Source organism: Candidatus Zixiibacteriota bacterium (assembly GCA_014728145.1).
In the GTDB taxonomy this organism is placed as follows: Bacteria; Zixibacteria; MSB-5A5; order JAABVY01; family JAABVY01; genus WJMC01.
In genome coordinates this window covers 1-3,533 of the sequence record WJMC01000165.1, presented here as the reverse complement: position 1 = coordinate 3,533, position 3,533 = coordinate 1, and the positions used below count along the sequence as shown (strand labels likewise).

The window sequence follows — 3,533 nt, the reverse complement described above, 5'->3', positions numbered from 1 at the left end:
GAGTAGAAGTCCAACAGACAAGCAGAATTAACACTATCAGGAAGAAGCGCATCATTTTCTATCATCTCGGTTAGCGGAAGTACACTAAAATAAATTACACAGGATAATCTATTATGTTAATGTGTTTTATTGCCGAACAGAAAAAAGCGGGATAAAAACCCGCTTTTTTGATTATACCCGAACCATATTTCAATACGAACCATACTGACAGCAGACTTCATCACCATATGAACCAGCGTAACATTCCCACGGAGATACCCCACCGGAAAATGCGAAATAAATTATATACGGTATCGGAAACATAAACACCGCCATCACCGTTGGCATCACCGCAAGCCCAAATCGGTTTAGGTACATGTCCATTCATTGGTAAGACAGAATATGCAACAAGAACTGCATCGCTGACATTCACATTGCCATCGTTATTTGCGTCTCCACACTATCTTCGGCAGATTACCGGAGGTTCGACACAGGTGCAGTTGACCGGGGCCGGTCCACCAGAATTCACGTAATTGTCCAGGTATTCAATATCTTCTGGATCGATATCGCAATCACCATCGACATTTCCGTTGGACATGGGGTCAGGAGTATAGTCGTTTGATTTTTAATATGTGAAATTATACAACCTGTCGACAACGTCGTTGTCAATCACACCGTTGTCGTTGATATCGCCCGGCATCTGGTTGTCGCAACTGGCGCGTGCGGGGAGGCCGTCTTCGGCCACTGCGTTTGCGGAAATGCACAATGACAGCAGTAGTGCAAAAAGCACTAATAAATTCTTCATTTGGCTTTCTTTTCGGTCTGATATGTACGGGGCACGATCTCTTAAATGGCGGTGAAGGATACCGGTGCGGTGAGTCTCTGGTAACCTCCTTTCGGTTAAAAGTTCCCTCAGCAGAAATAGTTAACCTGTAGTTGCATTCATGTGAAGCAATATCTGCGAGAATGATACCGAATTTTACTGCCGGCTCGCACGTATCCTCATGGAACATGATATCTAACTATGTATTTGAAGTCAAGACGTTTCCTGATTTTGATCTCCATTTATGTTTGAGGTTTGTTAACGTAAACATACAGGCGGGCCGACTTTTCAGAATCGGCTTGACAAACCGTCCCTGCGCAGTAGCTTTGACTGTCTGACTGAAATAGAGGAGTATGTTGCGATGAAAACCAGCCTGGAATGTATATCCTGCAAGGTCCGGCAGGCGATCGATGTTGTCCGCAGGGCCACCGACGATGAAGAGATCCAGGAGAGAGCTATCCGCGAGATGCTGGCTTTGATCTCCGAGGTTCCCTTCAGCCGTCCGCCGGTGGCGGTGCGACGCGATGTCGAGGCTGTGGTCAAAAAGATTCTGGATGTGGAGGACGCCTATATCGAACACAAGCGGATCTCCAACCAGATCGGCAAAAAGTTGTATCCCGAATTGAAGAAGATCGTGGCCGATTCACCGACCCCTTTGCGGACCGCGCTCAATCTCTCGGTAGCCGGAAATATCATCGATTTCGGTATGTTTCGGATGGATGAGGTCAATGAGGAGCGCGTTCGGGAACTGGTCGAAAGAAGCCTGAGTCAGCCGTTTGCGGTCGATGATTCCGGGTTGTTGATGGAGAAGATCGAGAAATCCGATAAAATCTGGCTGATCGCGGACAACACCGGCGAACTGTTCTTCGACCGTGTGCTGGTTGAAGAACTACCGGCGGACAGGGTAACGGTCGTTGTTCGAGGTGCGCCGATTTTAAATGATGCCACCGTGGCTGATGCCGAAGAGACCGGTTTGACAGGTATAGTCAACGTGATCGCTGATGGTTACGATTCTCCGGCATTGATGCTGGACTACTGCGACCCTAAAGTGCGGGATGGTTTCTTCGAAGCCGACCTTGTGATCTCCAAGGGGCAGGGCAACTACGAGGCATTAAGCCATGTCGAACGCGAGATCTTTTTCCTCCTGATGGTCAAATGCGAGGTGGTCGCCCAGGATATCAGCGCCAACCTCGGCGATATAGTAATCAAGCGCTGTGATGATTAGTTACCGGACCTAATCGTCAGACTGTCCTATCATCGCGTCATGAAATACAATACATAATGTTCTATGTAACCATCCATTGACTTCACCATAGCAGTGGAATCGATAGTAACCTGGTACACACTCAAACTATCCAGGTTGCTATCCGGATTAAACGTAAGTTGCGTGTAATCTGAAGACCAGGCGAATTCACCTTCAATCGGATCGCTCTCAGGTTTTTTAACACTGAAGGCTGTCTCGGTCGAGGATCTGTCCATTGAGATATTGAAACTGATTCCGATATTGCTGTCGCGGGGAAACCCGACTGAACCGTTTGATGGATTAATATGCTGTACACCGTATTTTTCGGTGGCAAAAGTCATTGTGTATGGCGAGGAAAGCATGTGTCCATTCCCCAGGTTGACTGAATCCATAACAGTGAGAGTGTAGTCCGTATTGGGTGATAGTGATTTCTGAGTAATGAAGTACTTGAATACAGCATTGGATGCAGGTGAATAATCAACCCAGAAACCCTCGACTGCCGGATCGATTTGGACAGCTTGATTTAACGAGTCAACGTTTATCGCGGCGGTGAAATGGAGAGTGATATTCGGATCAGCAAGATCAACTTTGCCCTCCAATCCGGTGTCATGGACATCGACACGGACGCTAATCGGCTCTACGTTGAAGCTCGTCACCAAATCACTTCCGAGTGTCTGACCATTTTCCAGTTTTGTTTCAGCTGGAATGGTCAATGTGTATGTTTGGCCTATCTGAAATGACTCATACCTGCTATAAATAATCATGTTGTTGTTGGCTTGACTGGGATGCTCGATCCATATACCATTCAAGGACGGGGTAATAGTGGCATTCTCGATGACTGATTCGAGATCGAGTTTTACATCAGGATAGATCGTGATACCAGAGCGTGTACTCACATCAGTTGCACCGTTTTTCAGGGACGACCTTATATATCGGAAATGGGAGATTGGAGAGTTCTACTTCTCCTAATTGACTAACATATCCCGCTGTAACACTTACTTCTGATAGCAAACGTTTGCTATAATTCTCAGGTTGAATCTCCAATGTGTATATTCCGGGACTCAGGCTGTCCAGAACAAAACCTCCAATCGCATTGATCGTTGTAGTGTATTCTTCCACTCCTGTCAAAGTTACCGTAGCGTTATCGATCGGTGCGACGATTCCGGACAAACTGCCATAACGGGAGTCGCCGTTATAATTATTAATGACTTTATCCTCGCTGCAGGAAAATAACGTAAATATGGCGAGAATTGTCAGAATTGCTGAATGGCGGGTGCGCATGGCATACCTCCAGTATATTTTATACCGTAATACACATTATAATCAATACATCACGGGCTGTCTGATATTTATAAATCCGGCCATGAAAAATATTCCCGAATAAAAATAAAAATTTAGAAATTATTTTGCCGTATGAGTGATTTATTAGTATCCTGTTTCGTATGTTCGACGATGAATACTGGATGAGGATGGCTCTGCGTGAAGCGG

5 protein-coding genes are annotated in these 3,533 nt (G+C 46.0%); 1 reads left to right on the top strand and 4 read right to left on the bottom strand.

Translation table 11 applies throughout. The features are described from left to right. Positions 1-439 precede the first annotated feature (439 nt). Both GF404_09855 and GF404_09850 read right to left on the bottom strand, forming a co-directional pair. Positions 440-577, bottom strand: a complete 138-nt coding sequence (locus GF404_09855; GenBank protein MBD3382487.1) for a hypothetical protein — start codon at positions 575-577, stop codon at positions 440-442. A gap of 27 nt (positions 578-604) precedes the next feature. Then, positions 605-784: a hypothetical protein gene (locus GF404_09850; GenBank protein ID MBD3382486.1), complete on the bottom strand. Its 180-nt coding sequence runs from the start codon at positions 782-784 to the stop codon at positions 605-607. Positions 785-1,163: 379 nt separating this feature from the next. On the opposite strand from GF404_09850, the gene GF404_09845 reads away from it, so the two are divergent. After that, entirely contained in the window at positions 1,164-2,027 is an 864-nt protein-coding gene (locus GF404_09845) for a DUF89 family protein (GenBank protein MBD3382485.1), read from the top strand. Between the two features lie 29 nt (positions 2,028-2,056). Here the strand turns inward: GF404_09845 and GF404_09840 are convergent, their stop codons facing one another. Both GF404_09840 and GF404_09835 read right to left on the bottom strand, forming a co-directional pair. Beyond that, positions 2,057-2,941 (bottom strand): hypothetical protein, encoded by an 885-nt coding sequence (locus GF404_09840; GenBank protein MBD3382484.1) that lies wholly within the window; start codon positions 2,939-2,941, stop codon positions 2,057-2,059. A 1-nt stretch (position 2,942) separates the two neighbouring features. After that, a complete protein-coding gene (locus GF404_09835; protein MBD3382483.1) occupies positions 2,943-3,326 on the bottom strand; it encodes a hypothetical protein in 384 nt (127 codons plus the stop codon). Positions 3,327-3,533: the final 207 nt, after the last annotated feature.